The sequence below is a fragment of the Pseudonocardia sp. genome, assembly GCF_050250275.1.
Classification (GTDB): domain Bacteria; phylum Actinomycetota; class Actinomycetes; order Mycobacteriales; family Pseudonocardiaceae; genus Pseudonocardia.
The window spans coordinates 34,876-60,673 of the sequence record NZ_JBFWOY010000037.1 but is presented as its reverse complement, the minus strand read 5'-3'; the positions used below and the strand labels follow the sequence as shown (position 1 = coordinate 60,673).

The following is a 25,798-nucleotide window of genomic DNA, read 5'->3' as shown; positions in this document are numbered from 1 at the left end:
GAGGGGGTTTCCGGCGGCGTGGCGCACGGTAGTCTCGCGGGCGTGGCGGAAACCAGTCCGCTGTGGGTGGGGCTGACGGTGTACGCGCTGGTCACGCTCGCGCCGACGCTGATCTTCTGGGCGGCCCTGCGGGTGCCGTCCGTCCTCGCCGCGCGCCGCCGCCGGGCCGCCACCGCGCTGCCGACCCACCCGCCCATCGAGGAGCTGGTCGCCGACCTGCGCCGGCTGCGTCGCAACCTGCAGGCGGGCACCGCGCGCAGCCGGGTGCGGCGCGTCGCGCTGCAGTCGGCCTACGACGACGTGCTGGTCGAGGTGTGCGAGGCCGTCGGCGTCGACACCGCGCGGCTCGCCGCCACCCCGGAGCAGGGATCCGCACGTGCCTTCGCCCGGCTCGTCGCCGAGGCCGACCTCGAGTCGTGGGGGATCGAGCTCGACCCGGCGGGCGGAGGCCGCGCCGTGGCATGACCGGCGTCACCGCCCGTCGGTAAAGTGACCTTTACGATGCGGGAACCGATCACCGCAACAGTGCGTTGAACGGCATGTACGGCACGACCGTTCTGTAGGAGGACCAGGTGCGCACCACCAGCAACCCGGCGTTCCGCAACCTGCCCCAGCAGGGCGGATACGCCAACTTCGACCGCAACGCAGGCGCCATGGGCGCCGGCGCCGCCGCGGCCGACGCACGCGCCTCGCAGGGTGGCTTCGGCCCCGCCGCCGCTGGTGAGCGGCGGCTGACCATCGACGACGTCGTCATGAAGACGGCGATCACCGGTGGCGTCGCGCTCGCGGCCGGCATCGCGACGGCCCTGTCCGGTGCCTTCTTCCTGACGCTGCCGGCGTTCATCGTCGGCTTCGTCGTCTCGCTGATCGTCATCTTCAAGCAGAGCAGCAACCCCGCGCTCGTGCTCGTCTACAGCGCCGCGATGGGTATCGCCCTCGGCGGCATCACCGGCGCGCTCGAGCTGTCCGGCACCCAGTTCGAGGGCATCGGATTCCAGGCCGTCGTCGGCACCGTCGGTGTCTTCATCGGCATGCTGATCGTCTACAAGACGGGTGCGGTGCGGGTGACGCCGCGGTTCACCAAGTGGCTGATGGGCGCCATGATCGGCGTCGTCGCGCTGATGCTGGTGAACCTCGTGGTCAGCTTCTTCACCACCGGTGGCCTGGGGCTGCGCGACGGCTCGCCGCTCGCCTACCTGTTCAGCATCGTCTGCATCGGAGTCGCGGCCTTCAGCCTGCTGATGGACTTCGACCAGGCCGACCGCGCGGTCAAGGAGGGCGCCCCGGCGACGTTCGCCTGGTACATCGCCTTCGGCCTGATGACCACGTTGGTCTGGCTCTACATCGAGATCCTGCGCCTGCTGTCGTACTTCCGGTCGAACTAGTCCCGGCCCCCGATCCGAGGCCGGCCGGGGAAATCCCCCCTTCCCGGCTGACGGCGCCGCGGACCCCGCTCATCCGAGCCGGGTCCGCGGCGTTCGCCGTTTCCGGGGCCGTCCACCCGGGTCAGCGGCCGTGGGTGGCGATGGTCGGCGACCGTCGCCACCCACGGGCTGCGGTCAGCTGAGGCGCTCGAACAGGATCGCCATGCCCTGCCCGCCGCCGACGCACATCGTCTCCAGACCGATGGTGGCGTCCTTGGTGCGCAGGCCGTTGAGCAGCGTCGTGGTGATGCGGGCGCCGGTCATGCCGAAGGGGTGGCCGACGGCGATCGCGCCGCCGTGGACGTTGAGCTTGTCGCTGTCGAGCGGGTCGATGCCGAGGTGGCGCGCCGAGGGGATGACCTGGGCGGCGAAGGCCTCGTTGATCTCGACGAGGTCGACGTCGTCGATGGTCATGCCGGCGCGGGCGAGCGCCTGGCGGCTGGCCTCGATCGGGCCCAGCCCCATGATCTCGGGCGACAGACCGGTGACGCCGGTGGCGAGGACCCGGGCCAGCGGGGTGATGCCGAGGTCGCGGGCGCGGGTGTCGGACATGACGACCAGGGCGGCGGCGCCGTCGTTGAGCGGACAGCAGTTGCCGGCGGTGATCCGGCCGTCGGGCCGGAAGACGGGCTTGAGGCCGGCGACGCCCTCGTAGGTGACGCCGGCGCGGGGGCCGTCGTCGGTGGCGACGACGGTGCCGTCGGGCAGCGTGACGGGCGTGATCTCGCGCGCGTAGAAGCCGTCGGCGATGGCCTGCTCGGCGAGGTTCTGGGAGCGGACGGCGAAGCGGTCCATGTCCTCGCGGGTCACGTTCTCCAGGCGGGCGACGTTCTCCGCGGTCTGGCCCATCGCGATGTAGACGTCGGGGAGCTGCCCGTCCAGGCGCGGGTCGGTCCAGGTGTCGGTGCCGGACTCGGCGGTGGCGAGGGTACGGGCCTCGGCGTCGGCGAACAGCGGGTTCTGGGTGTCGGGGAGGCTGTCGGAGCTGCCCTTGGTGAACCGGGAGACGGTCTCGACGCCCGCCGAGACGAACACGTCGCCCTCGCCGGCGCGGATGGCGTGCAGGGCCATGCGGGTCGTCTGAACCGACGACGAGCAGTAGCGGGTGATCGTCGTGCCGGGGACGGTGTCGAGGCCGAGCTCGACGGCGACGGCGCGGGCCATGTTGAAGCCCTGCTCCCCGCCGGGGAGGCCGCAGCCGAGCATCAGGTCGTCGATCGTCGTGGGGTCGAGGCCCGGGACCTGCGCGAGCGCGGCGGTGACGATCTGCGCGGTGAGGTCGTCGGGGCGGATGGTGGCCAGCGACCCCTTGTGGGCGCGGCCGATCGGGGACCTGGCGGCGGCGACGATGACGGCGTCGGGCATCGATACTCCTCGGAAGTCGGGCTGAGCCGAACGAACGGTCGGCCGGTTGAGGCGAGCCTACGTCGCGGAAGGAGTCCGCACATCCCTGACGGGAACTGTCAGGGAAGGGCACGAGGATGACCGGATGACCTCGTGGAGCGACGTGGAGCAGGCCGAACCGGACTTCGCCGCAAGGGCGCGGCGCATCCTCACGGCGTACCGGCACCTTACCCTGGCTACGCTGCGCGCCGACGGGTCGCCGCGCATCAGCGGAATCGAGATCGACATCACCGACGGCGAGCTCACGTTCGGGTCGATGCCGAACGCGCGCAAGGGCGCCGACCTCCTGCGCGACCCCCGGTTCGCGCTGCACAGCGCCACCGTCGACCCACCCGGGGACGCCCCCGCCGGCTGGCCCGGCGAGGCGAAGATCGCCGGTCTGGCGCGGTGCACCGGGGCGCTGGAGGGTGCCACCGAGGGCCTGGCGTTCACCGCCGACCTCCACGAGGTCGTCCTCACCCACCTCAACGAGGCGGGCGACCGGCTGGTGATCGAGTTCTGGCACCCCGGGAAGGGGCTGCGCACCGTCGAACGCGAATGACCGCGCCGCGATGTCGATTCCGGCCGGCACCGATCGTCGTCATGATGTGCGGCACCCCCGCCGCGGCACGACGAACCGGAGGCACCCCGTGAAGTACATGCTGCTCATCTACGTCACCCCGGCCACCACCGCCCCGTCGCCCACCGACGGCGCCCGGATGATGGAGGCCTACGAGAGCTTCAACAAGGCCGTCGCGGAGGCCGGCGTCTGGATCGCCGGCGACGCCCTGCACGGCACCGACACCGCCACCACCGTCAAGGTCGACGACAGCGGCACCCGCCTGGTCACCGACGGCCCGTTCGCCGAGACGCGCGAGGTCCTCGGCGGCTACTACATCCTCGACGTCCCCGACCTCGACTCCGCGCTCGACTGGGCCGCCCGCTGCCCCGGCTCGCAGAACGGCGGCAGCATCGAGCTGCGCCCGGTCGTCGATTTCGCCGCGGGCTGAGCACGTGCCCGACGACGGACGGGCCGTCGCGGGGGTGGAGGCCGTGTTCCGCGAGGAGCACGGCCGCCTCCTCGCGACGCTCGTCCGTGGCTTCGGCGACCTCGACCTCGCCGAAGAGGTCGCCGCCGAGGCCATCGAGGCCGCGCTCGTGCACTGGCCCCGCGACGGTGTCCCCCGCAGACCGGGCGCCTGGCTGCTGACGACGGCGCGGCGCAAGGCCGTCGACCGGATCCGCCGCGACAAGGGATACGCGGCCCGGCTCGCCCTGCTGCGCGCCGACGCCGAACGCGCCGACCCGGTCGCCGCACCGGCCGTCGACGACGAGGACGTTCCCGACGAACGACTGCGGCTGTTCTTCGCCTGCTGCCACCCGGCACTGCCGATGGAGGCGCGGACGGCGCTGACGCTGCGCTGCCTCGGGGGCATGGACACCCCGCAGGTCGCGCGGCTGTTCCTGGTCCCGACGGCGACGATGGCGCAGCGGGTCGTCCGGGCCAAACGCAAGATCCGCGACGCCCGCATCCCCTTCCGCGTCCCTGCCGCCGACGAGCTGGGCGACCGGCTGATCGGCGTCCTGCGGGTGCTCTACCTCGTGTTCACCGAGGGCTACGCCGCCGGGACCGGCGCCGGGCTGCAGCGGCTCGACCTCGTCGACGAGGCCGTCCGCCTCACCCGCATCCTGGCGCGGCTGCTGCCCGCCGAACGCGAGGTCGCGGGCCTGCTCGCGCTCATGCTGCTGGTCGACGCCCGCCGCGACGCCCGCGTCGACGCCGACGGCCGGCTCGTCCTGCTCGCCGACCAGGACCGCGGCCGCTGGGACCGCGCCCGGATCGAGGAGGGGCGGACGCTGGTCGTGCGGGCCCTGACCGGTGGTGACCCCGGCCCCTACGGGGTGCAGGCGGCGATCGCGGCCCTGCACGACGAGGCCGCCGACGTCGAGACGACCGACTGGCCGCAGATCGTCGCGCTCTACGACGTCCTCGCGCGGATCGAGCCCTCGCCGGCGGTCGACCTCAACCGGGCGGTCGCCCTCGCCATGCGCGACGGGCCCGCCGCGGGCCTGGCGGTGCTCGACGAACTGCGCGACGAACCGCGGCTGCGGGGCGGGCACCTGCTGCCCGCCGCCCGGGCCGACCTGCTGCGCCGCCTCGGCCGCACCGGCGAGGCCGCGGCGGAGTACCGGGCGGCCCTGGAGCTCGTCGGCAACGACGCGGAGCGCGACTTCCTGCGCGGCCGTCTCGGCGAGGTGACGCCGCCCGCTCCGTGACCGGCCGTGGCGCAGGCTCTAGAACTCGCCCTTCGCGATCCACTCGCGAAGCTTCTGCAGCGCACGGTGCTGGGCGACACGGACGGCCCCCGGCGTCATGCCCACGAGCGCGGCCGTCTCCTCCGCGGAGTAGTTGAGGGCGAGCCGGTGGACGAGGATCAGCCGGGCCGACTCGGGCAGCCTCGCGAGCAGCTTCGCGATCTGGCGGGCGGCGTCGTCGCGCAACGCCTCGGCCTCGGGACCGCCCGCGAGGTCGACCCCCTCGGGGAGCTCGTCGGTGCTCACCGACCGGTCGCGGGCCGCGGCCCGGAAGGCGTCGGCGATCTTGTTGCCCGCGATGCCGTAGACGAACGCCATGAAGACGCTGCGGCTCCGGTCGAAGCTCGGCAGCGCCTTGCAGACCGCGACCATGACCTCCTGGGCGACGTCGTCGGGCCCGGCCAGGCCGATCCGGTTGCCGCCGAGGTGGGCGCGGCAGTAGCGCACCACGAGGGGGTCGACGAGGCGCAGCAGCTCGTGGAGCGCGGCGCGGTCGCCGGTGGCGGCCCGGCGGGCGAGGTCGTCGATGAGTGCGTCGTCGCGGGAGTGGGCGGAGCGCCGGCCGTTCGCGGGCGCGGCGGCCTCGACGGAGCGGCCGTTCGCGGGGTCCACCGTGTCCTCGGGCGCGGGGTCGGCGCGCGCGCCGAGCAGGCCGTCGAGGAGCCCGCCCGCGACGAGGTCGGCGGGCAGTGCGGCCGTCGGGCCGTCCTCGGGTGCCTGCTCCTCGGGGTGGGCGACGTCCGGCCCGGGGTCGGGCCGGGCCGGGCCGGGGTCCTCGGTCGTGCCGCGCCCGCCGGTCGGGGCCGTGCCGCGCCGGCCGGCCGGGGCCGGGGCCGGGGGCGGCGGGGTGGGACCGGCGCCGGCGCGGCCCCCGCCCGCGCCGGAGCCGGAGTCCGGATGGTCGAACCGGCCTGGGCGGCTCCCGTCGCCGCCGTCGTGCTGGGCCCGCACGGGACCGGTCCGGCGGCCGCGCCGGGGCCCGGCCCCGGGTCCTGCGGGGCCGATCGCTTGGCCGGGCAGGCGCGGACCCGGGAACCGTGCGCCGCCATGGGGCGGCCCGACGTTCTCGGGGTCGTCGTCGCCCTCGAAGCCGCCGATCGGGTACACCGGCGGGCCACCTGCCCTTCGTCGTTCGCCGGCACGCGGGGAGCGTCGGCCGTGGTCCGGAGGTCCCGCGACGCCCGGCGGTGGACGGGCGCCGCGGAGTCGCGGTCCGTCCGTGGCCGGGCCGTCGGCGCACGAACGGTGGGGACACGGCGGTGGCGTTCCCCCTCGGCGTGCCACTCCCGCGGACACCGCCACCGTGAGGAGGCAGAGCGTAGCCGCTCGGACACCCTTCCGGGGGTGCTCCACCCGTCGGTGATGCGGATCCGTACAGATTCGTACAGTCGGTGGACACCGTTCGGGACCACACCTCCCGGGGTCATAGGATCGTCGCCCACGAATGGTCCGAGGGAGCCTGATGGCGCACGACGTGCAGAGTTCGGTCCCGAACCGCCCCGACCGGGCCGACCCCTCCCGGGTCCGGGACCGGGACGGCTTCGCCCGCGAGCTCCAGCTCCTGAAGGACCGCAGCGGCCTCAGCTTCCGCGACATCGCCCGCGGCACGGGCGACGGGAAGGGTGAGCACCCGCTGCCCTTCACCTCGATCCGCGACTACGTCAGCGGCACCTCCCTGCCGCCCGCGAACCGGCTCGACCGGATCGTCCGGGCGCTGGGGGAGAACGAGACCGCGGTCGAGGGCTGGCGGGCGGCGCTGCGCCGGGTACGCGACGCCGCCCGCGCGCCGGCACCCGCCGCCGACGAACCATTACCCGGGTCGGCCCTGACGGGAGGGTCAGTGGCGCCGTGCCCCTACCGGGGGCTGGCCGCCTACCGGATCGAGGACGCGGCGCTGTTCCACGGGCGCGACCGGCTGCTGGCCGACCTGCTGCGCCGGCTCCGGCCGCTCGCCACGACAGGCGGCCTGCTGACGGTCGTCGGACCGTCGGGGTCGGGCAAGTCGTCGCTGCTGCACGCCGGGCTGGTGCCCGCGCTGCTGCGCGGGGAGGTCCCGGCACCGGACGGGACGCCGTGGCACGTCGCCGTCTTCGTACCGGGGGAGGACCCGGCGACGACCCTCGCCGAGCACATCGTGTCCGCCGGCGGCGGGCCCGCCGTGATCGTCGTCGACCAGCTCGAACAGGTCTTCACCGGCGCGACGGGCGCGGCCGGGCGCGACGCGTTCCTGCGCATGGTCAGCGAGGTCGGGGAGGGCGGGGCGGGCGCCCCCGTGATCACCGTGCTGGGGCTGCGGGCCGACTTCTACGCCCAGGCGCTGTCGAACGAGTACCTGCTGCGGCCGCTGTCGGTGGCCCAGGTGACCGTCGGACCCATGTCCGACGACGAGCTGCGCGCCGTCATCACCGGCCCGGCCCGCGACGTCGGCGTCGAGATCGAGGTCGGGCTCGTCGAACTGCTGGTCGCCGAGCTGCGCGCGGACGACGAGCTGCCGGTGGCGTCGTTGCCGCTGCTGTCGCACGCACTGGCGTCGACGTGGGAGCGCAGCGGCGGCCGGATGACGGTCGAGGCCTACCGGGACGCCGGTGGGCTGCGGGAGGCCGTCGCCGACACCGCGGAACGGGTGTGGAGCGGGCTGCCGCCCGAGCTGCACGACCTGACCCGCAAGGTGCTGCTGCGGCTGGTGCGCACGACGCCCGAGATGGCCGACACCCGGCGCCTGGCCACCCGGGAGGAGCTCCTCGGGCCGCCGGAGGAGGAGGACTCCGTCGTCGCCGGCATCGTCGACCGGTTCGTGGCTGCGCGCCTGGTGAGCCTCGACGCGGGCGTCGTCCAGATCGCCCACGAGGTGCTGCTGCGGGCGTGGCCGCGGCTCGCGGGCTGGCTGAGCGAGGGCCGGGAGGCCCGGTCGGCGCGGGGCCGGCTCACCGAGGGCGCCCGGATCTGGCGCGACACCGGCCGGGACGACGGCGCGCTGCTGCGCGGGCGGGTCCTCGACGACGTCGAGCGTGCCGCGGCCGCCGACGACCTGCTGCCCGCCGAGGGCGAGTTCCTGCGCGCGAGCGTGGCCCGCCGCGACCGGGAGGCGGCCGACAGCCGGCGCGGGACCAGGAGGCTGCGGTCCGCGGTCGCGGTGCTCGTCGTCCTCGTGCTGGCGGTGGGGGTCCTCGCCGTCGTCGCGACGGTGCAGCGCGTCTCGGCCGTCACCGCCCGCGACATCGCGACGTCGCGCGAGCTCGCCGTGCAGGCGCAGACCTTGCGGGAGTCCGACCCGGGGCTCGCCGCCCAGCTCGCGGTGGCGGCCTACCGGATCGCCCCGACCGACGCCGCGAGGTCGAGCCTGCTGGAGTCGACGACGGCGTCCACCGCGACCCGGCTGCTGTCCCCGGGCGGGAAGGCCCGCCAGGCGGTGGTGTCCGGCGACGGGCGCACGATGCTCACCGTCGACGCCGCCGAGGGCGCCGCGCACGCCGCGCTGCAGCGCTGGGACGTCTCCGGCCCGGGACGGCCGACGCCGCTGGGCGACGCCGTCGACACCGGACAGGCGGGCGCCGACTACGCGCTGGCCGTCAGCCCCGACGGGCGCACCGCCGCCACCGCGGGCACCGACCGGACCGTCCGGCTGTGGGACCTGGCCGCGGGCGGGGCGCCGCGCCCCCTGTCCGAGCCGCTGCCCGGGCCCGCCGACACCGTGTACGGCGTCGCGTTCTCCGCCGACAACCGGGTCCTCGCCGTGGCCGACGCCGCCGGCTCCCTCACCCGCCTCGACGTCACCGACCCCGCCCGGCCCGCCGCCGCGGGCACCGCGCTCGCGGTCGGCGCGGGGGCCGTGCGGGTGCTGGCGTTCGCGCCGGCGGGCCGGCTGGTGGCCACCGGCGGCGCCGACGGTCTCGTCCGGCTCTGGGACCTCACGGACCCGGCCGCGCCGCGGCCCGTCGGCACCCCGTTCGGCGACGGCAAGGCCGTCCTCGCGCTCGCGTTCACCCCCGACGGGACCCGGCTCGCCGTGTCCGGCGCGGCCCGCACGGTGACCTTGTGGAACATCACCGACCCGGCGCTGCCCGCGGCGGCGGGTGCGCCGCTCGCGGGGCCGACCGCACAGGTCAACAGCCTGGCGGTCAGCCCCGACGGCGCCACCCTGGCCGCCGCCTCCTCCGACGACCGGGTGTGGACCTGGGACGTCGCGACGGGGGCCCCGACCGGCGCCAGACCGCACCCGTCGACGGTCGTGCAGGTCGGCTACGACACCGGCCCCGGCGCCGGCGCCGGTGGGCTCGTCACCGTCGGCGGCGACGGCACCGTCCGGGTGTGGGACGCGGGTGACGCCCGGATCCGCGACCCCCACGACACCGTCTTCGCCCTGAACTGGCTGCCCGACGGGCGCTCCGTCGCGCTCGGCGTCGGCGGTGCCGGCGCCCCCGGGCTGTCCGGGTCGGTGGCGACCAGCCCGGACGGGCGCGTCGTCGCCTCCGGGACCACCGACGGCGGCGTGCGGGTCTGGGACCTCGGGCCCGGCGGCGCGGTCGCGCGGCCACCGCTGCCCGGCGACGGCGCGCTCGTCGAACAGGTGATGTGGAGCCCCGACGGGCGCACCCTCGCCGCGGCCGGGGACGACGACGCGGTCCGGCTCTTCGACATGACCCGCCCGCCCGGCCCGCCCGTCGCGACGCTGACCGGGCCGGGCAGCTACGTGTTCGGGGCGGCGTGGAGCCCGGACTCGCGGACGTTGGCCGCCGTGTCCGCCGACGGCACCCTGAGACTGTGGGACGTCACCGACCCGGCGCGGGCACGGTCCTCGGGCGACCCGGTGCCCGCCGGTGCGGGCTACGCCTACGGGGTGTCGTTCAGCCCCGACGGCAGGCGCGTCGCGACCGGCACTGCCGACCGGACCGTCCGCCTCTGGGACGTCGCCGACCCGGCGCACCCGCGGCCCGTCGGTGAGCCGCTGACCGGTCCGGGCAACACCGTCTTCGGGCTCGACCACAGCCGTGACGGCCGGTTCCTCGCCGCGGCCAGCGGCGACGGCTCGGTCCGGATCTGGGACGTGCGCGACCCGGCGCACCCGGTGCCGTGGGCGACGCTGCACGGCGGGCTCACCGCGACGGTGTGGACGGCGGTGTTCAGCCCCGACGGGTCCCGGCTGGCGGCCGCGGGCGCCGACGGCCGGGTCACCCTGTGGGGCACCGACCCGGACGCCGCCGCCGCGATGGTCTGCGCGAACGCGGGTGACGCCGTCACCCCGGCCGAGTGGGTCCGGTTCCTCCCGGACACGCCGTACCGCAACCCGTGTTGAATGTGCCCATGCGTTACGTCGAGCATGTCTCAGAGCTGGTCGGCAACACCCCGCTGGTCAAACTCGGGAAGGTCAGTGCCGGAATCGCCGTGCCCGTCCTGGCCAAGGTCGAGTACCTCAACCCCGGCGGCAGCGTGAAGGACCGGATCGCCGAGCGCATGATCGACGCTGCCGAGAAGTCGGGCGAGCTGCGCCCCGGCGGCACGATCGTCGAGCCCACCTCGGGCAACACCGGGGTCGGGCTGGCCATGATCGCCCAGCGCCGCGGCTACCGCTGCGTGTTCGTCTGCCCGGACAAGGTCGGCGAGGACAAGCGCAACGTCCTCAAGGCCTACGGCGCCGAGGTCGTCGTCTGCCCGACGGCCGTCGAGCCCGAGCACCCGGACTCCTACTACAACGTGTCCGACCGGCTCGTCACCGAGATCGAGGGCGCCTGGAAGCCCAACCAGTACGCCAACCCCGCGAACCCCGAGTCGCACTACCGGGCGACGGGCCCGGAGCTGTGGGAGCAGACCGAGGGGCGGATCACGCACTTCGTCGCGGGCATCGGCACCGGCGGCACCATCAGCGGCACCGGCCGCTACCTCAAGGAGGTGTCCGACGGCCGCGTCCAGATCATCGGCGCCGACCCCGTCGGCTCGGTCTACAGCGGCGGCACGGGGCGTCCCTACCTGGTGGAGGGCGTCGGCGAGGACTTCTGGCCGTCGACCTACGACAAGGACATCTGCGACGAGATCCTCGCCGTCACCGACGGCGACTCCTTCGAGATGACGCGTCGCCTCGCCCGGGAGGAGGCGCTGCTCGTCGGGGGCTCGTGCGGCATGGCCACCGTGGCCGCGCTGCGGGTCGCGGAGCGGGCGCCGGAGGGTTCGGTCGTCGTCGTGCTGCTGCCCGACGGCGGCCGCGGCTACCTCGGCAAGGTCTTCAACGACGCCTGGATGTCGGGCTACGGGTTCCTCCCGCCGACGGAGGGCGCCACCGTGGGCGACGTGCTGCGCCGCAAGGACGGCTCGATCCCCGACCTCGTGCACGCCCACCCGAACGAGACCGTCGCCGACGCGGTGCACTACCTGCGCGAGTTCCACGTCTCGCAGATGCCCGTCGTCAAGGCCGAGCCGCCGGTGATGGCGGCCGAGGTCGCGGGCGCCGTCGTCGAGCGGGACCTGCTCGACGCGCTGTTCACCGGCCGCGCCCAGCTCACCGACCGGCTCGACAAGCACATGTCGCCCGCGCTGCCGACGCTCGGGTCCGGGGAGTCGCTGGAGAGCGCGATGAGCGCGTTCGTCTCCGCCGACGCGGCGCTGGTCATCGTCGACGGCATGCCCGCCGGCGTCGTGACGCGCTCGGACGTCCTGGCGTTCCTGGGGTCCCTGCACTGATCCGCGGTGGGCGGCGGTGGTCGCCGTGGCGACCGTCGCCGCCCACGAGAGCCGTTGCCCGGGTGGTCGGGGGTCGCGCGTACCGTGCCGTCATGCGCGGTTTCTCCACCAACGCCATCCACGCGGGCCAGGAACCGGACCCCACGACGGGTGCGGTCATCGTCCCGATCCACGCGTCGTCGACGTTCGCCCAGGACGGGGTGGGCGGGCTCCGCAACGGCTACGAGTACTCCCGCAGCGCCAACCCCACGCGGACCGCGCTGCAGGAGTGTCTCGCCGCGCTCGAGGGCGGCCGGCACGGCTTCGCGTTCGGCTCCGGGATGGGCGCCTCCGACGTGCTGCTGCGCGTCATGCTGCGCCCCGGCGACCACATCGTCATCCCGCACGACGCCTACGGCGGCACCTTCCGCCTCGTCGACAAGGTCCTGACGCAGTGGGGCATCGAGTACTCCACGGCCGACCTCGGTGACGTCGCCGCCCTGCAGGCGGCGCTGCGGCCGACGACGAAGGTCGTGTGGTGCGAGACGCCGACGAACCCGCTGCTGGGCATCGCCGACATCACCGCCGTCGCCGAGGCCGCCCACGCGGTCGGGGCGAAGCTCGTCGTCGACAACACGTTCGCGTCGCCGTACCTGCAGACCCCGCTGACGCTGGGCGCCGACGTCGTCCTGCACTCGACGACCAAGTATGTCGGCGGCCACTCCGACGTCGTCGGTGGCGCGCTGGTGACCAGCGACGACGAGATGGCCGAGCAGATCCGGTTCACGCAGAACTCGGTCGGCTCGGTGCCCGGGCCGTTCGACACCTGGCTGACCCTGCGCGGTGCCAAGACGCTGGCCGTGCGGATGGAACGTCACAGCGACAACGCCGAGCGCGTCGCCGAGATGCTCGCCGCGCACCCGGCGGTGTCGCAGGTCCTCTACCCGGGGCTGCCCACCCACCCCGGCCACGAGGTCGCCGCCAAGCAGATGCGCCGCTTCGGCGGCATGGTGTCGTTCCGCGTCGCCGCCGGCCGGGAGGCCGCGCTCGCCGTGTGCGCCGGGACGGAGCTGTTCACGCTCGCCGAGTCGCTCGGTGGCGTCGAGTCGCTGATCGAGCACCCGGCCGCGATGACGCACGCGTCGGTCGCCGGGTCGGCGCTGGAGGTGCCCGACGACCTGGTCCGGCTCTCGGTCGGCATCGAGGACGTCGACGACCTGCTGCAGGACCTGCGCGGGGCGTTGGGACGGCTCTAGGACTTGGCGGGGGCGTCGGCGTCCGGCGGGGGCGCCGGCGTCGGCTGCGGGACCAGCACGTCGCCCGGCGCGATGCAGCCGCCGACGAGCTCGTAGCTGCCGCCCCGCAGCTCGTAGCGGCCGGGATCGTCGCAGCCCGCGCTGCGCACCGTGAGGATCGCCAGCACCGCCAGCACGCCGGCGGCCAGCAGCGGGACCGCTGCCCGCAGCCGAGTCATGGCGACCTCCTGATCACGCCGGCATCCGTCGCCGAGTGTGCGCCCGAGGCTACCCGCGCCGTCCCGGGCCCGCCTGCGAGGATGCCTCGGTGACCGCCAACCCCCGGCCCGTGCCGCCCCCGGTCGCGCTCTCCGACGTCGAGGCCGCTCGTGACCTGCTCGTCGGCGTCGTCCGGCGCACCCCGACGCTGCCGGCGCGGGCGCTCGGCGAGAAGGTCGGCGGCCCGGTGTGGCTCAAGTGCGAGAACCAGCAGCGGACGGGGTCGTTCAAGATCCGCGGCGCCTACACCCGGCTCGCGCGGCTCGACGCCGACGAGCGTGCCCGCGGCGTCGTCGCCGCCAGCGCCGGGAACCACGCCCAGGGCGTCGCGCTCGCGGCGCGGCTGCTCGGCGTGGACGCCACCGTGTTCATGCCGGAGCGCGCGGCGCTGCCCAAGGTCGACGCCACCCGCGGTTACGGCGCCCACGTCCGCCTCGTGGGGGAGACGATCGACGGCAGCCTCGCCGCCGCCACCGCGTTCGCCGCCGAGACGGGCGCGGTGCTCGTGCACCCGTTCGACCACGTCGACGTCATCGCCGGCCAGGGCACCGTCGGCCTGGAGATCCTGGAGGTCGTGCCCGACGTCGCGACGGTGCTGGTCCCCACGGGTGGCGGCGGCCTGCTCGGCGGGGTCGCCGCCGCGATCCGGGCCCACAGGCCCGCGGCGCGGATCGTCGGTGTGCAGGCCGAGGCCGCCGCCGCGTGGCCGGCGTCGCTGGACCGCGGCGGGCCCGTCGCACTCGACCGCATGCGCACCATCGCCGACGGCATCGCGGTCGGCGTCCCCGGCCGGGTCACGTACCCGCAGGTCGCCGCGCTGGTCGACGAGTTCGTCGTCGTGGGGGAGGACGCGCTGGCCCGCGCGCTGCTGCACTGCCTGGAGCGCGCGAAGGTGCTCGTCGAGCCTGCCGGCGCGGCTGCTGTCGCTGCCCTGCTGGAGTACCCCGACCGGTTCCCGACGCCTGCCGTCGCCGTCCTGTCGGGCGGCAACATCGACCCGCTGGTGCTGCTGCACGTCATCGAGCACGGCATGGCGGCGGCGCAGCGGTACCTGTCGATGCGGGTGCGCGTCGACGACCGGCCCGGCGCGCTGGCGGAGCTGTTGACGCAGGTGGGGGGACTGGGGGCCAATGTCGTCGACGTCGAGCACACCCGGATCTCGGCCGCGATCCCGTTGGGCGACGTCGACGTGGAGATCAGCCTGGAGACGCGTGGGGCCGCGCACTGCGCCACGATCGTGGGCGCCCTGCGGGACTCCGGCCACGCCGTGTTCGACGTGGCCGGAGCGCCGTGGGGTGCGGTGTCCTAGGAGGTCAGCCGGTGAAGGGCTCGACGCCGGCGAGCGTGACCTTCATGGTGCCGCCGTCGGGCAGGGCGTACTCGCGGGTCTCGCCGACCTTCGCGCCGAGCAGGGCCGCACCGAGCGGGGAGTTGGGCGAGATGACCTGAAGGTCGCCGTGGGAGCCCTCCTCGCGGGAGCCCAGCAGCACCTTCTCGGTGTCGTCGTCGTCGTACTTCACGGTGAGGACGGTGCCGGGGGAGGCGGTGTCGGTGCTGGCGGGGGCGGTGCCGACCTGGGCGGTGCGGAGCAGCTCCTGGAGCTGGCGGATGCGCGCCTCCTGCTGGCCCTGCTCCTCGCGCGCGGCGTGATAACCGCCGTTCTCCTTGAGGTCACCCTCCTCGCGGCGGGCGTTGATCTCGGCGGCGATGACGGGGCGGTTCGCGATCAGCTGGTCGAGCTCGCTCTTGAGCCGATCGTAAGCGTCCTGGGTCAACCAGGTCACCTGGGTGTCCGTCACGGTCATCACTCCTCCAGCCGTCCGGGTCCGTGCATGGGCAAGGACCGGTTGCCGCGGCACAGTCCGGGCCCGCCGCGTTGCGGCAGGCCCCGAGTAAGGAAAAACACGACCCGCGGTGCGGGCCGTGTGTTGCTCACCGTAACACGGGGCTTGCCGTTCGTCGCATTCTTTCGATGAACGGTCGGGGTTCCAACCGAGTTCCCGGAACTAGTGTATTCGCAGGTAGAAGGGTCCTGTCGGACGATATGGCGACGTCGTCGGCCACGTCGTTCGGCGACGAACGGCACGTCGGACGGTTGCGGTCGGACCGCCCGGGATCCGGTGCCGGCAGCCGGCGGGAAGAGGTCGCGACCGTCGCGCGTTGGTCCTCGCAGAAGGTGTCGGTGGGGTCTGCGACCATCGGCGCAGGCGCGGGGCCACAGGTCCCGCTGCCACACCGACGTGACCGGAAGGACCGACGTCCCACCCATGAGCCACCCCGAGATGCGAGCCGCTGACGCGGCCGGGCCGCGCTTCCGGCTGATGACCGTGCACGCCCACCCGGACGACGAGTCCAGCAAGGGCGCGGCCACCAGTGCCCGCTACATCGCCGAGGGACACGAGGTCACCGTCGTGACCTGTACCGGCGGCGAACGCGGCAGCATCCTCAACCCGGCGATGGACCGGCCCGAGGTCGTGGCCGACCTCACGAACGTGCGCAAGGCCGAGATGGCCCGCGCCGCCGAGATCCTCGGCGTCCGTCACCACTGGCTCGGCTTCGTCGACTCCGGGCTGCCGGAGGGCGACCCCAAGCCGCCGCTGCCGGAGGACTGCTTCGCCGTGGTCGACCTGGAGGAGGCCACCGAGCGCCTCGTCCGGCTCGTCCGCGCCGAGCGCCCGCACGTCCTGGTCACCTACGACGAGAACGGCGGCTACCCCCACCCCGACCACATCCGCACCCACGAGGTGTCGATGGCGGCGTGGGAGGCCGCGGGCGACCCCGACCGCTTCCCCGACGCCGGGGAGCCGTGGCAGCCGCTGAAGCTGTACTTCTCGCACGGCTTCTCCAAGGCCCGGTTGGTCGCCTTCCACGAGGCGCTGCTGGCCCGGGGCCTCGAGTCGCCCTACGCGGAGTGGCTGGATCGCTGGGACGACGGCGACCGCAAGGACCCGGGACTGCGCGTCACCACCCGGGTGCGGTGCGACCAGTGGTTCCCCGTCCGCGACGAGGCACTGAAGGCGCACGCCACCCAGATCGACCCCACGAGCCGCTGGTTCTTCGTGCCGCCGGAGATCCAGAGCGAGGTGTGGCCGACGGAGGACTACGAGCTCGTCCGCTCGCTGGTCGACGCCCCGGTGCCCGAGGACGACCTGTTCGCGGGCCTGGTGACGGCGGCCGACAAGGCGAAGGTCGGCTGACCGCGGGGCGTCACGGGCGCGCCGCGGCCTGGCCCGCGCGGAAGAAGTCGGCGAGCGCGCCGGCGTCGGGGAGCTCCGCCATCGTGCGGAACGCACCGAACGGTGCGTTCCAGAAGTCGCCGTCCGGTACCTCCCACGGGCCGACGTAGGCGTACGGCTCGGCGAGTGACGCGTCGCCGGGGGAGACGCCGTAGTTGACCCGGTCCACCGCGACGGCCAGGTCGAAGTGCTCCGGCCACAGCACCGGATCGGCGTCGCCGTCGAGGGTCCGCAGCGCGGCGTCGCCGAGCGCGAACCAGCCGTGGATCACGTCGGCCTCGGCCGGGTCGACACTCAGCGCCTCGTCGAGGTCGACCCCGGCGCCGTCGGAGTAGAGCCCGTCCGGCCCGCCCGCCTCGACGCCCGCCCACATCGCGAGATCGCGGATCGTGCCGCCGAGCGGGACCTGGTCGCCCTCCCACACCAGGGCGGCACCCTGCACCCGGAGCGGACCCGCGACCTGGCCGAACCCGCCCGCCGTCACCTGCAGCCGGATGGTTCCCGACGACCGGTACTGCGGCCCCGCCAGCAGCAGCTCCGCGACGCCGTGCAGCGAGCGGCGGGTCGTCGTCAACGGTGAGCCCACGTCGACCTCCTGCGTCCGTCCGGTCGGGATCGGCGGAGCGTGCCACGCCGAGGCCTGCCTGCCGCCGTGCAGGGCCGCCACGCGCGAGGCCGCGGCGGGTGCGTAGGTTGTCGGTGTGTGCCGCCGGTCGGCGGTACGTCGTCACGGAGGTGTGCGGTGCTGCTGGTCGATCTCGGGATGGTGCCCGTGGACGCCCAGGTCGCTGCGGTCGTCGTTCCCGCCCAGGACCCGGAGCCCCCGCCCGGCAAGGGCGAGGAGTTCGGCAAGGCGTCGCCGATCGCGCTCGTCGTCATCATCCTGCTGGGCATCTCGACGGTGCTGCTCATCGTCTCGATGAGCCGGCGGCTCAAGAAGCTGCCGAAGTCGTTCGACGAGGAGCCCGCCGCCGACGATGCCGTCCCCGGCGAGGACACCTCCTCCGAGACGCGCAAGGACTGAACCGTCAGCGCCGTCGTCCCACGACGAACCAGGCCAGCGGCAGGAGCCCGGCCGAGCTGACGACGCTCAGCGCGGTGACCCACACCCATTTCGGGCCGCGGATCTGTTCGGCCGGGCGGCGCCGCAGGTCGAACAACGCCGCGGCCCGCAGCGCGGCGTCGGCCGAGCCGGCCACGACGAGGAGCTTCCGGACTCCCGGGCTGAGGTCGTTCCAACGCTTCGCGGCCATGGGTGTCACTCTCGTCGGTGCGGCCGTCCCCGACAAGCTTCCGCCCGGCGTGTTTGACAGGCTCTGACCATGCCGAACCGCCTCGCCGCGGCGACCAGCCCGTACCTGCTCCAGCACGCCGACAACCCCATCGACTGGTGGGAATGGTCCGAGGAGGCCTTCGCCGAGGCCCAGCGTCGTGACGTCCCGATCCTGCTGTCCGTCGGCTACGCCGCCTGCCACTGGTGCCACGTCATGGCTCACGAGTCGTTCTCCGACGAGGCCACGGCCGCCCAGGTCAACGAGGCGTTCGTCGCGATCAAGGTCGACCGCGAGGAGCGGCCCGACATCGACGCCGTCTACATGAACGCCACCCAGGCCATGACCGGGCAGGGTGGTTGGCCGATGACGTGCTTTCTCACCCCGGTCGGTGAGCCGTTCCACTGTGGGACCTACTACCCGTCGGCCCCCGGCCACGGCTTGCCGTCGTTCCGTCAGCTGCTCGACGCCGTCACGACCGCCTGGAACGACGACCGCGACCGCGTCCGGGGCGCCGCGGGGGAGATCGCGGCCCGGCTCGCGGAGTCGGCGGTCACGACGCTGCCGCCGTCGGTGGTCGGGGAGGGCACGCTCGACGCCGCGGTCGCGGGGCTCGCCCAGGGGTTCGACGCCGGCACCGGCGGGTTCGGCGGTGCGCCCAAGTTCCCGCCGTCGATGGTGCTGGAGTTCCTGCTGCGCCATCACGAGCGCACCGGCTCGGTACCCGCCCTGTCGATGGTCGAGCTCACCGCCGAGCGGATGGCCCGCGGTGGCCTCTACGACCAGCTCGCCGGCGGCTTCGCCCGCTACAGCGTCGACGCCGACTGGGTGGTGCCGCACTTCGAGAAGATGTTGTACGACAACGCGCTGCTGCTGCGGGTCTACGCACACCTGGCGCGCCGGACCGGCTCCGCGTTCGCCCGCCGGGTCGCCGAGGAGACCGCCGCGTTCCTGCTGCGCGACCTGCGCACCCCCGAGGGCGGCTTCGCCTCCGCGCTCGACGCCGACACCGACGGCGTGGAGGGGCTCACCTACGCCTGGACGCCCTTCCAGCTGCGTGAGGTGCTGGGGGAGGACGCCGACTGGGCCGCCTCGCTGCTCACCGTCACCGAGGGCGGGACCTTCGAGCACGGCTCCTCGACGTTGCAGCTGCGCGCCGACCCGCCCGACCTGCCGCGCTGGGACGCGGTGCGGACGCGGCTGCTCGCGGCGCGGGACCGCCGTCCGCAGCCCGCGCGTGACGACAAGGTCGTGACGTCGTGGAACGGGATGGCGATCCTCGCCCTCGCCGAGGCGGGCGCCGTGCTCGACCGGCCCGACTGGGTCGTCGCCGCAGGTGAGGTCGCCGACCTGCTGCTGCGGCTGCACGTCGTCGACGGCAGGCTGCGCCGGTCGTCGCGGGGCGGCGTCGTCGGCAGCGCGGCGGCGGTGCTGGAGGACCATGCGCTGCTGGCCGACGGCCTGCTCGCGCTGCACCAGGCGACCGGCGACCCGGCCCCGCTGACCGCCGCCACCGGGCTGCTCGACCTCGCGCTCACCCGTTTCCCCGACCCGTCGGCGCCCGGCAGCTGGTTCGACACCGCCGACGACGCCGAGCAACTGCTGCACCGCCCGCGCGAGCTGACCGACAACGCGTCGCCCTGCGGGGCGTCCGCGCTGGCCAACGCCCTGGTGACGGCGTCGGTGCTGGCGGCGCCCGCCGACTCCGCCCGCTACCGCGCGGCCGCCGAGGCCGCAGTGGCGGCGATCGGCACGCTCGCCGAGCGTCATCCCCGCTTCGCAGGGCACTGGCTCACCGCGGCGGAGGCCATGGCGTCGGGGCCGGTGCAGGTGGCGGTGGTCGGAGCGGAGGGTCGCTCTCCCCTGGTCGCGACGGCACGGCGGGTGGCGGTCGGCGGGACGGTCGTCGTCGCCGGGGCGCCGGACGCCGCCGGGGTGCCGCTGCTGGCCGACCGCCCGCTCGTCGACGGCGCCGCCGCGGCCTACGTGTGCCGGGGGTTCGTGTGCGACCGACCGGTGACCGGTGTCGCCGACCTCGAGGCGCCCCTCACCGAGCACCTGTGAGCGACGGGCGCCGGCACCGACGAGGTCTGCAGCGTCCGCCACCGGCGAACACGTCGCCGTTGCAAGTGTTGCTGTGTAATCTCGTAATCGAATCGCCGATGGTAGGGGGCTCGACATACGAGGAGGACCCCATGTCTGGACGCATGCACCGCGGATGGCACGGCGGGGGACGGGGCCGGGGCCCCGGACGGGGCGGCTGGCAGCAGTCCGACCTCCCCGGCGCCGACGACGCCGCCGCCTGGCTCTCCGGCCGGCTGCCCGACGGCTGGTTCGTCGGCGCACCGGAGGTCACCGTCGACCGCGAGGAGATCGTCGTCGTCGGCGAGCTCACCGCCCCCGAGGGCGATTTCGACGACACCGACGCCGGCCGCGCCGAGCGCGCCGCCGCCGCGTCCGGCCGCATCTCGCGATTCCGCGAGGAGACCCGCGACGAACGCATCGACATCGCCCGCCAGGCCGAACACCGCTACCAGCGCAAGGTCGCCTGGGGTGCCCGGATCGGCGACGTCACCGAACTGTTCACGACGGCGTCGGTCCCCGTCATGACGCGGCTGCGTCAGCCCGAGCGGATCGTGCTCGACACCCTGGTCGACTCCGGCGTCGCGCGCTCACGGTCCGACGCGCTCGCCTGGGCGGTCCGGCTCGTCGGCGAGCACGCCGAGGAGTGGCTGGGCGAGCTGCGCGACGCGATGGCGAAGGTCGACGAGCTGCGCACCAAGGGCCCCACCGGCGAGTGACCGCGCCCGGTCAGCCCGCGAACAGCACCAGCCAGATCGCGACGTAGTGGCAGGCGGCGGCCAGCACCGTCGCCGCATGGAAGAACTCGTGGTACCCGAACGTCGCGGGCCACGGGTTCGGCCACTTCGTCGCGTAGAACACCGCGCCCGCCGTGTACAGCAGGCCGCCCGCCACCACCAGCACGAACGCCGCCACGCCACCCGTGCGGAGCATCTCGGGGAACACGAACACCGCGACCCAGCCCAGCGCCACGTAGATGGGCACCGCGAGCCACGACGGGGCGGCCGGCCACGCCATCTTCAGCACGACACCGGCGATCGCACCGCCCCACACCGTCAACAACACCCAGCGGGCCGTCGACGGCTGCATCGTCTGCACCGCGACCGGTGTGTACGTGCCCGCGATGAACAGGAAGATCATGGAGTGGTCGAGCCGCTTCATGATCATCCGGGAGCGGACCGTCGCCCACGTGCGGCGATGGTAGAGCGCGCTCACCCCGAACAGCCCCAGGATCGTGAGGCTGTACACCGCCGTCGCCAGCGCCGCAGCCGCGCCGACCAGCGACGCGGCCACGGAGATCAGCGCCGCGGCCGCCAGGATCGACACCGCGAACGACCAGAAGTGCAGCCAGCCACGCATCCGTGGTTTGACGAACGGGGGTACCGGTGGCTGGGCCATGGTCCCTGCTGTCACCTGTCCGAGATTACGGCACCGACCGTGTCGCCGACGTGCCACGGAGGTGAACTCGCCACTCCGGATCTCCGCGCCGTCCCGCTGCGCGCGTAGGCTCTCCCGCCGTGGGCGTGCGCGACCTCCTCTACTCGGTCTACGAACGCAGCCTGACCCGGCGCCTCGAGAGCGCCGAGCGGCCGCGGCACGTCGCCCTCATGCTCGACGGCAACCGTCGCTGGGCTCGCGACGCCGGCCTCGTCGACGTCAACGACGGACACCGGGTCGGCGCGGCCAAGATCGGTGACCTGCTCGAATGGTGTCGTGACGCCGACGTCGAGGTCGTCACCCTCTTCCTGCTCTCCACCGACAACCTCACCCGGGCCGCCGACGAGCTGGAACCCTTGCTCGAGATCATCGCCGACGTCGTCGACGACCTCGCCGGGCCCGGACTGCCGTGGCAGCTGCGTGTCGTCGGCGCCCTGGAACTGCTGCCCACCGAGATCGCGTCACGGCTGGCCGCCGCCACCACCCGGACCGTGGGCCGCACGGGCCTGCAGGTCAACGTCGCGGTCGGCTACGGGGGACGGCAGGAGATCGCCGACGCCGTGCGCAAGCTCCTGCTCCAGCACGCCGAGTCCGGGACCTCGATCGAGGAGCTGGCCGACGTCCTCGACGTCGACCACATCGCCGCCCACCTCTACACCTCGGGCCAGCCCGATCCGGACCTGATCATCAGGACGTCCGGGGAGCAGCGGCTCTCGGGCTTCCTGTTGTGGCAGTCGGCGCATTCGGAGTTCTGGTTCTGCGAGGCCTACTGGCCCGAGTTCCGGCGTGTCGACTTCCTTCGTGCACTACGCGACTACGCCGCCCGGCACCGTCGTTTCGGTTCCTGATCGTTCTCCGTACAAATACTTTTCCCGCACCCACGAAAATGGCGCCGGACCCGAAGGTCCGGCGCCATTCCGCGTCAGGCGCTGCTGAGTGAAGGCGCTCAGTCGTTGCTCTGCGCCGAGGTGTCGCCGGCGGCGGCGGCCACGTCGCACGAGCGGTTCTCCGACTGGTCGGCCTTCGAGGCGGCCGAGCCGTTCGCGGCACCGGTCAGGTCGGCGACGACGTCCGAGACCTGAACGGCGAGGACGCCGTTGATCGGGAGGTTGTTGCCACACGCCGTGACCGGCACGTTGAGGTTGTTGTCCGACACGTTGACGAGGCCCTGGTGCAGCTCCTTGTTGGAGTTGACCTGGTCGCCGCTCTCGTGGGCGAAGGCGAGCGGGGCGACGGCGAGCAGGCCCGCGGTGGCGGTGGCCGCGACGATTCCGACCTTCTTCAGCACGTTATCTCCTGTTGGTCTTCGGGTCGGCTCTCGCCGACTCCTAGAACGTGCCAGCACCTGACGGGGGAGCCGTGCTGGCTGAGAAAAACTTATCCGCCGTGTCGGGTCCGAACCAAACTCCGTAACCCGATCGTGTAATTGACGTGTCGGCGGCCGGGTTACGCACCCGATCAGGTGTATTCCGTCGACACGAATCGTGACCGGGAACAGACGAAGGGCCCCGGACGATCGTCCGGGGCCCTTCGTGCTGAGCTAGAAAGCTCAGTCGTTGCTCTGCGACGAGGTGTCGCCGGCCGCAGCCGCGACGTCGCAGGAGCGGTCCTGCGACTGGTCGGCCGCGCTCTTGGCCTCGGCCGGCGCCAGCAGGCCCAGGGCGCCGGTCAGGTCGGCGGTGATGTCGGAGACCTGAACGCCCAGAACGTTGATCGGCAGGTTGTTGCCGCAGGCGGTGACGGGAACGTTGACGTTGTTGTCAGACACGTTCACGAGGCCCTGGTGCAGCTCCTTGTTGGAGTTGACCTGGTCGCCGCTCTCGTGGGCGAAGGCGAGCGGGGCGACGGCGAGCAGGCCCGCGGTGGCGGTGGCCGCGACGATTCCGACCTTCTTCAGCACGTTTATCTCCTGTTGGTCATCTGGAACCGAAACTCGATTCCTGGACGTTTGTCAGCACCTGACGGGGGAGCCGTGCTGACTGGGGAAAATGTATCCGGCTCGTTCCCGGGAACCAAACCGGGTAACCCGATCGTGTAATTGACGTGTCGGCCCGAGGGTTACGTCCCACGTTCGAGTGAACTCGGGACGGTGGAAATGCGACGCGAATCCGCTCGACGCAGACGTAGGGCCCCGGACGATCGTCCGGGGCCCTACGCGCGGAGCTGGAAAAGCTCAGTCGTTGCTCTGCGACGAGGTGTCGCCGGCCGCAGCCGCAACGCCACAGGAGCGGTCCTGCGACTGGTCGGCCAGGCTCTTGGCCTCGGCCGGGGCCAGCAGGCCCAGGGCGCCGGTCAGGTCGGCGGTGACGTCCGAGACCTGAACGCCCAGCACGTTGATCGGCAGGTCGTTGCCACAGGCGGTGACCGGGATGTTGATGTTGTTGTCCGAGACGTTGACCAGACCCTGGTGGACCTCGGAGCTCGAGTTCACCTGGTCGGCGCCACCGTGGTGGTGACCGCCGTGGCCGTGGCCGTGGCCGGCCTCGCCGGCGAAGGCGAGGGGGCTGACCGCGAGCAGACCCGCGGTGGCGGTGGCCGCGACGATTCCAGCCTTCTTCAGCACGTTTATCTCCTGTTGGTCTTCTGGTGTCGACCGAAGCCGACGCCGTCCGTGTCAACGCCCGACCGGGGAGCCCGCGCTGACTGAGGAAAAGCTATCCGCCGCCTTCCCCTACACCAACTTCCGTACCACTATCGTGTGAGGCAAGTACTTTACGTTTAGTTACGCACTCGATCGAGTGCAGTTCTGGACCGCGTGAGGCGATGTCGGCGCATGTTCGTGCACTGAGAGTCAGTAAGGTTTCCACGAACGGACCAGTAACCTTTCACGGGTACACGCTGTGTAGTTCAGGCCCGGTTACGCAACGGCGGGGCACCACCCGTCGGCTGCGCGTACGGTGCCCCGATGCAGCCGAGCCTGGTCCCTCGTGACTACGTGTTGCTCGCGCTGAGGCTCGACCGGCTCGTCCCGGGCATCGTCGACACCTGGACCGGTGACCGGGCACTGCGCGCACACGCCGACGACGGACCCGCGCCCGACCCCGCCGACCTCGCCCGTGCGGCCACCCACCTCCGCCGCCGGCTACCCGACGCGGAACTCGGCCCCGCCCGCACCAGCCTCCTCGACGCCCAGCTGGGCGCCCTCCACACACACGCCCGGCGGGCCGCCGGCGACCACATCGGGTTCGTCGAACACGTCCGCACCACCCTCGACGTCGACCTCGACGGCGTCACCCCCGACGAGGACCGCTACCGCGACGCCCACACCCGGCTCGACGCGCTGCTCCCCGGCCGCGGCAGCCTCGCCGACCGCCTCGCCGTCCACCGTCGCCGCGAGACCGTGCCGCCCGCCCGCACCCGCGCCGCCGTCGACACACTCCTCGCGGCCCTGCGCGACCGCACCCGCGCCCACTACGGGCTCCCCGACGACGAACACGTCGACGTCGAGCTCGTCCACGACCGGCCCTGGACCGGGCTCACCCGTCACCTCGGCGGACTGCGCTCCCACGTCCGCATCGCCGCCGGCGCCGGCCTGCGCGCCACCCAGCTCGCCGCACTCGTCGCCCACGAGACCTACCCCGGCCACCACACCGAGCACTGCCTCGTCCGCGGCGTCCGCCACACCGGCGAACCGGAACGCGACCTCGTCGTCACCCCGTCCCCGCACAGCCTCGTCACCGAGGGCGCCGCCGACACCGGGCTCGACGTCGTCGCCGGACCGGACTGGGGCGCCTGGGTCGCCGACGTCCTCGCCGACACCGGCATCCGCTGCGACGGCCCGCTCGCGCAGGCCGTCGACACCACGCTGCGCGACCTCGCCGCCGTCCGGCAGGACGCCGCGCTCATGATCCACGACCGCGGCCGGTCGGTCGCCGACGCGGCCGCCCACCTGCGCCGCTGGCTCCTCGTCGACGACGCCCGCGCCCACACCCTGCTGCGCTTCGTCGTCGACCCCCGATGGCGCGGGTACACGACCGCCTACGTCGAGGGCGAGGCCCTCGTCCGCGCCTGGCTCGCCGCCGGACCCGACCCCGTCGACCGCTACCGACGCCTCCTCGACGCCCCGCGCGTCCCCGCACAGCTGCGCGCCGACCTCACCGCCGCAGCGTCCGGCGCAGTCCCCGTTGCTCCGGACGGGCGGCCGCCATCCGGGACCAACGGCCCGTCACGGTCCGCGAACCCGCCGATCAACGGTGAGCAGAGAGCGACGAGCGGTAGTCCGAAGTGTTAAATCTGCCGCTTCGCGTTCTTCGCCACGCGGTGTTGCTGTTGACCGCACCCGGGTGACCGCTAGTAGCGTTCATGGTGGCGGGGCGCACCCGATGCGAACCGCCCGGGGAGGCCCTGGTCGTGGTGTGTTGCACCCGAGGGGGCCGGCACCCGGCCCTTACGGGCGCTGGACGACGAGCAGCAAGTCGTCGGGTGACCCGTCAGGGGCCGGCCGGCCCACCAGTGAGTTGGGCGTGGTGTCGCGCCCACAAGGA

General features: G+C 73.6%; 25 protein-coding genes. 15 read left to right on the top strand and 10 right to left on the bottom strand.

The window, feature by feature from the left end:
• The first annotated feature begins 42 nt into the window (after nt 1–42).
• The gene (locus AB7F12_RS26995; RefSeq protein ID WP_428501798.1) at nt 43–465 is read left to right on the top strand and encodes a hypothetical protein; all 423 of its coding nucleotides are present in this window, start codon (nt 43–45) and stop codon (nt 463–465) included.
• A 107-nt stretch (nt 466–572) separates the two neighbouring features.
• Nucleotides 573–1,385 carry a Bax inhibitor-1/YccA family protein gene (locus AB7F12_RS26990; RefSeq protein WP_428501797.1) on the top strand — a complete coding sequence of 271 codons (813 nt, stop codon included), beginning with the start codon at nt 573–575 and terminating at the stop codon, nt 1,383–1,385.
• A 174-nt stretch (nt 1,386–1,559) separates the two neighbouring features.
• Here the strand turns inward: AB7F12_RS26990 and AB7F12_RS26985 are convergent, their stop codons facing one another.
• Nucleotides 1,560–2,789: an acetyl-CoA C-acetyltransferase gene (locus AB7F12_RS26985; protein WP_428501796.1), complete on the bottom strand. Its 1,230-nt coding sequence runs from the start codon at nt 2,787–2,789 to the stop codon at nt 1,560–1,562.
• A gap of 124 nt (nt 2,790–2,913) precedes the next feature.
• Here AB7F12_RS26985 and AB7F12_RS26980 point away from each other — a divergent pair, with 124 nt between their 5' ends.
• The 3 genes from AB7F12_RS26980 to AB7F12_RS26970 all read left to right on the top strand — a co-directional run bounded on the left by AB7F12_RS26980 (nt 2,914) and on the right by AB7F12_RS26970 (nt 5,084).
• Nucleotides 2,914–3,369, top strand: coding sequence for a pyridoxamine 5'-phosphate oxidase family protein (locus AB7F12_RS26980; protein ID WP_428501795.1), 456 nt, complete (start codon nt 2,914–2,916; stop codon nt 3,367–3,369).
• A gap of 88 nt (nt 3,370–3,457) precedes the next feature.
• Nucleotides 3,458–3,817, top strand: a complete 360-nt coding sequence (locus AB7F12_RS26975) for a YciI family protein (protein ID WP_428501794.1) — start codon at nt 3,458–3,460, stop codon at nt 3,815–3,817.
• A 4-nt stretch (nt 3,818–3,821) separates the two neighbouring features.
• Nucleotides 3,822–5,084, top strand: coding sequence for an RNA polymerase sigma factor (locus AB7F12_RS26970; RefSeq protein ID WP_428501793.1), 1,263 nt, complete (start codon nt 3,822–3,824; stop codon nt 5,082–5,084).
• 18 nt (nt 5,085–5,102) lie between these two features.
• Here AB7F12_RS26970 and shbA read toward each other — a convergent pair whose 3' ends face one another.
• Nucleotides 5,103–6,074 (bottom strand): RNA polymerase sigma factor ShbA, encoded by a 972-nt coding sequence (gene shbA, locus AB7F12_RS26965; protein ID WP_428501792.1) that lies wholly within the window; start codon nt 6,072–6,074, stop codon nt 5,103–5,105.
• 511 nt (nt 6,075–6,585) lie between these two features.
• On the opposite strand from shbA, the gene AB7F12_RS26960 reads away from it, so the two are divergent.
• From AB7F12_RS26960 to AB7F12_RS26950, 3 genes are all read left to right on the top strand, one after another.
• The gene (locus AB7F12_RS26960; RefSeq protein WP_428516986.1) at nt 6,586–10,416 is read left to right on the top strand and encodes a hypothetical protein; all 3,831 of its coding nucleotides are present in this window, start codon (nt 6,586–6,588) and stop codon (nt 10,414–10,416) included.
• An 8-nt stretch (nt 10,417–10,424) separates the two neighbouring features.
• The gene (locus AB7F12_RS26955) at nt 10,425–11,795 is read left to right on the top strand and encodes a cystathionine beta-synthase (RefSeq protein WP_428501223.1); all 1,371 of its coding nucleotides are present in this window, start codon (nt 10,425–10,427) and stop codon (nt 11,793–11,795) included.
• A 92-nt stretch (nt 11,796–11,887) separates the two neighbouring features.
• Nucleotides 11,888–13,030: a cystathionine gamma-synthase gene (locus tag AB7F12_RS26950; protein ID WP_428501222.1), complete on the top strand. Its 1,143-nt coding sequence runs from the start codon at nt 11,888–11,890 to the stop codon at nt 13,028–13,030.
• Here the strand turns inward: AB7F12_RS26950 and AB7F12_RS26945 are convergent.
• Complete coding sequence (locus tag AB7F12_RS26945) at nt 13,027–13,248, bottom strand: hypothetical protein (RefSeq protein ID WP_428501221.1); 222 nt, start codon at nt 13,246–13,248, stop codon at nt 13,027–13,029. The genes AB7F12_RS26950 and AB7F12_RS26945 overlap by 4 nt on opposite strands.
• 89 nt (nt 13,249–13,337) lie before the next feature.
• Between AB7F12_RS26945 and ilvA the strand changes: the two genes are divergently transcribed.
• Nucleotides 13,338–14,597: a threonine ammonia-lyase gene (gene ilvA / locus AB7F12_RS26940; protein WP_428501220.1), complete on the top strand. Its 1,260-nt coding sequence runs from the start codon at nt 13,338–13,340 to the stop codon at nt 14,595–14,597.
• A 4-nt stretch (nt 14,598–14,601) separates the two neighbouring features.
• Here ilvA and greA read toward each other — a convergent pair whose 3' ends face one another.
• The gene (gene greA / locus AB7F12_RS26935) at nt 14,602–15,087 is read right to left on the bottom strand and encodes a transcription elongation factor GreA (RefSeq protein WP_428501219.1); all 486 of its coding nucleotides are present in this window, start codon (nt 15,085–15,087) and stop codon (nt 14,602–14,604) included.
• Between the two features lie 468 nt (nt 15,088–15,555).
• Between greA and mca the strand changes: the two genes are divergently transcribed.
• Nucleotides 15,556–16,485 (top strand): mycothiol conjugate amidase Mca, encoded by a 930-nt coding sequence (gene mca, locus AB7F12_RS26930; RefSeq protein WP_428501218.1) that lies wholly within the window; start codon nt 15,556–15,558, stop codon nt 16,483–16,485.
• A 10-nt stretch (nt 16,486–16,495) separates the two neighbouring features.
• Here the strand turns inward: mca and AB7F12_RS26925 are convergent, their stop codons facing one another.
• Complete coding sequence (locus tag AB7F12_RS26925; protein ID WP_428501217.1) at nt 16,496–17,110, bottom strand: hypothetical protein; 615 nt, start codon at nt 17,108–17,110, stop codon at nt 16,496–16,498.
• A gap of 156 nt (nt 17,111–17,266) precedes the next feature.
• Between AB7F12_RS26925 and AB7F12_RS26920 the strand changes: the two genes are divergently transcribed.
• The gene (locus AB7F12_RS26920; protein WP_428501216.1) at nt 17,267–17,548 is read left to right on the top strand and encodes a hypothetical protein; all 282 of its coding nucleotides are present in this window, start codon (nt 17,267–17,269) and stop codon (nt 17,546–17,548) included.
• A gap of 4 nt (nt 17,549–17,552) precedes the next feature.
• Here the strand turns inward: AB7F12_RS26920 and AB7F12_RS26915 are convergent, their stop codons facing one another.
• Nucleotides 17,553–17,777: a hypothetical protein gene (locus tag AB7F12_RS26915; RefSeq protein WP_428501215.1), complete on the bottom strand. Its 225-nt coding sequence runs from the start codon at nt 17,775–17,777 to the stop codon at nt 17,553–17,555.
• A 69-nt stretch (nt 17,778–17,846) separates the two neighbouring features.
• Here AB7F12_RS26915 and AB7F12_RS26910 point away from each other — a divergent pair, with 69 nt between their 5' ends.
• Nucleotides 17,847–19,859 (top strand): thioredoxin domain-containing protein, encoded by a 2,013-nt coding sequence (locus AB7F12_RS26910; protein WP_428501214.1) that lies wholly within the window; start codon nt 17,847–17,849, stop codon nt 19,857–19,859.
• Between the two features lie 143 nt (nt 19,860–20,002).
• Nucleotides 20,003–20,596: a hypothetical protein gene (locus AB7F12_RS26905; protein ID WP_428501227.1), complete on the top strand. Its 594-nt coding sequence runs from the start codon at nt 20,003–20,005 to the stop codon at nt 20,594–20,596.
• Between the two features lie 10 nt (nt 20,597–20,606).
• On the opposite strand, the gene trhA is transcribed toward AB7F12_RS26905, so the two are convergent.
• Nucleotides 20,607–21,290: a PAQR family membrane homeostasis protein TrhA gene (gene trhA, locus AB7F12_RS26900; RefSeq protein WP_428501213.1), complete on the bottom strand. Its 684-nt coding sequence runs from the start codon at nt 21,288–21,290 to the stop codon at nt 20,607–20,609.
• 110 nt (nt 21,291–21,400) lie between these two features.
• Between trhA and AB7F12_RS26895 the strand changes: the two genes are divergently transcribed.
• The gene (locus AB7F12_RS26895; protein WP_428501226.1) at nt 21,401–22,162 is read left to right on the top strand and encodes an isoprenyl transferase; all 762 of its coding nucleotides are present in this window, start codon (nt 21,401–21,403) and stop codon (nt 22,160–22,162) included.
• A 98-nt stretch (nt 22,163–22,260) separates the two neighbouring features.
• On the opposite strand, the gene AB7F12_RS26890 is transcribed toward AB7F12_RS26895, so the two are convergent.
• From AB7F12_RS26890 to AB7F12_RS26880, 3 genes are all read right to left on the bottom strand, one after another.
• A complete protein-coding gene (locus AB7F12_RS26890; protein ID WP_428501212.1) occupies nt 22,261–22,602 on the bottom strand; it encodes a hypothetical protein in 342 nt (113 codons plus the stop codon).
• Nucleotides 22,603–22,863: 261 nt separating this feature from the next.
• Nucleotides 22,864–23,214, bottom strand: coding sequence for a hypothetical protein (locus tag AB7F12_RS26885; RefSeq protein ID WP_428501211.1), 351 nt, complete (start codon nt 23,212–23,214; stop codon nt 22,864–22,866).
• Between the two features lie 273 nt (nt 23,215–23,487).
• Nucleotides 23,488–23,877, bottom strand: a complete 390-nt coding sequence (locus AB7F12_RS26880; RefSeq protein ID WP_428501210.1) for a hypothetical protein — start codon at nt 23,875–23,877, stop codon at nt 23,488–23,490.
• A 342-nt stretch (nt 23,878–24,219) separates the two neighbouring features.
• Here AB7F12_RS26880 and AB7F12_RS26875 point away from each other — a divergent pair, with 342 nt between their 5' ends.
• The gene (locus AB7F12_RS26875) at nt 24,220–25,545 is read left to right on the top strand and encodes a DUF885 domain-containing protein (protein WP_428501209.1); all 1,326 of its coding nucleotides are present in this window, start codon (nt 24,220–24,222) and stop codon (nt 25,543–25,545) included.
• Nucleotides 25,546–25,798: the final 253 nt, after the last annotated feature.